Origin of the sequence: Salarchaeum sp. III, assembly GCF_036418315.1 — an archaeon.
Taxonomy (GTDB): domain Archaea; phylum Halobacteriota; class Halobacteria; order Halobacteriales; family Halobacteriaceae; genus Salarchaeum.
Map to the genome: position 1 here is coordinate 1 of NZ_JAZHPG010000005.1, position 2364 is coordinate 2364.

Below are 2364 nucleotides of genomic sequence, written 5' to 3' on the forward strand. Positions count from 1 at the left end.
AATTGTTTTATTTTGGTGATCATAAATCATTATCAATCCCCCTAATTAGGTAATTACCTAATTATTTTCTGGAGGTTTCTTTGAATTCCTTCTTTTAATAATAATCCAAATAAAAAAGCGCGTTATTAAATAAACGCGCCCCTAAAGCGGAAGACTTGAATCCGAGATAACTATAGAATTATTTTTAACATAGTACGTAAATCTTTGTTTTCTTATGTCCCAATACAAAACAAAGAACGCTGATCTTTTTCAGATCGCGCTCTTATCAATTATACTTGATATCAAGAAAAACTATATAATATAAATCATATATAATTCATTTAAAAGAATTGCGTCCGTTTTTTGGATAACTCGAATCAACATAATCTAGAAATATTAGTTTGTTTAGAGAATCCCCATAACTCACGTGATATTTGAACTGAATTTGGGCTATATAATATCAATATAAACATGCAAAGGTTTAATTCATTACCTTTTTAACTATCTATTTCTTCCTTTTCAAAGCCTAGTTTTTTAGGTAATTCATCCCCATTTTCTTCAGATAGTCGGATGTATTCCTCTTTGACTCGGTATCTCTCCTCAAACAGTTCCTTAATTGTATCTCCTAGTTTCCATGGTGTAAATTTGTTATTAAAGGTAGAATTTAAGACCCGCACCATGTCATGATTTAATCCATATAATTTAATATATAGCTCAATAATGTTTCGATTTTCCCTCGCCCAGTCAAAGTCTCTTATTTTTGGAATTCCAAATGCAATGTCATAAAATATATCAAAAAAACCTGACTCTTGAAGAGTAAGGACATCAACGCGTTCAAGATGATAGAATATTGAGTCGTTTACAATATTTACGACATGCTCTATTGCTTCTCGCTTTTCTAATTTAGGTATTAGATCATTTCGTAACATTGAGATAAATAATGGATATAGTCTATAAGAATTATAAAATTGTTCTTTCCACAATAATCTAATAAATTGAGGTTCCTCTCTAAAACATATAACAGCATTCGGTTTATACCGCAATAAGTCTAATGTGTATCTCTTTTTATTCATAAGAAACCTTACTACCTCTTGTCTCATATCTGCTCGCTCTTTTTGTAACAACGTAATCCAAAAATCTTGTACATCTTCAGCTTTATTAAGTGTATTATTGTCAAAATAATCGTAAATTTCTGTTAAAAATGCTTGTATTTCTTCCTTTTTAACAGTAAGGATAATTGCTTCAATTAAACTTGTGAAATCAGCTTGCTTAGGTGTTTTGCTTCTATCAAAATGTACCTTGATTCTTTCAATTATGGACTCTTTACCACCATTTACAGCAAATTTTTCGAGATTTGATTGAACATATAACCAAAAGGTTTCTACATGTTGATAACTAATTTTATTTCCTTTTGCATGCGCACAATCATTTCTTCTATCTTTCCAATATTCATATTGTCTTCTAACGTCTTCACTCACTAAAAAGAACTCGACAGGCTGTTTTCGCTTTACAGCTTCTATAACCTGGCTTTCCCAATTATCATCTTCCAGTAACTTTCTCTGCATATCATTCCACATGCCTTCCGGACACTCATTCGGTTTTTGCGAATTAAGTAACCGTTCTTTTATAATCGTTTGGAATGCTAGAAATGAATATAGTAGTGCAGCTCGATGAGCTGATGCCCGATAACATAAGACTGATTCATCTAATAACGCTTTTGTCTGCGTGGAAATCTTTCGATCTTTTAACCATTCTTCAAATTCGATTCTCATTTTCCCCTCCGCTACCTTTATAATAAACACCAATAAAAGGATGAATATTGTCGTTTTATATTCATATACTTTTTAAAGCATTATGACTATTGCATATAAAATTCATAAACAAATAGACATTTTTATTAAATGAATGCACCCTTATATTGATGAACTAAATTATAGGAATAGTAATTTATCCTTCAACTATAATTCCTTAACTCTACTCATAAATTTTTGTACATCATTAATTAGTAATATTTTGTTAGTTCTTTGATTATTTTAATTACAAGCTCTATTAACTCTTCTCCAGTTTTGCTATTGTCACCTAAAGACTCATACAAAGGATAAAGTGTATCTTTTCCAACAAAATTACTAAAATCATTTATAACTTGTTCCCATAAGTCAAAAGCCGTAAAGCCTGTTGCACCCACAGGAATTGGGATTGCCCCATTTTTAATTGAAATGTCAAACTCTTCTTTCATTCCATTAGCTTCCATTACTTTTCCTGTATTTTCATCTATTTTATTACCAAAGATGAAGATCGAGATACCCACATTTGTAAGCATCTGTTCTCTATATTTTGTCCACAATTCACCTATTAGCATATCTCCAGATGAGGTTTGAGGAAAAG

The 2364-nt window shown here is 30.9% G+C and carries 1 protein-coding gene and 1 pseudogene; both read right to left on the bottom strand.

From position 1 onward, the window contains the following. Positions 1-476: 476 nt before the first annotated feature. Positions 477-1751: a hypothetical protein gene (locus tag U3A55_RS00220; protein ID WP_330989504.1), complete on the bottom strand. Its 1275-nt coding sequence runs from the start codon at positions 1749-1751 to the stop codon at positions 477-479. A gap of 230 nt (positions 1752-1981) precedes the next feature. Further along, positions 1982-2364: pseudogene (locus U3A55_RS00225) on the bottom strand (hypothetical protein); the annotation flags it as partial.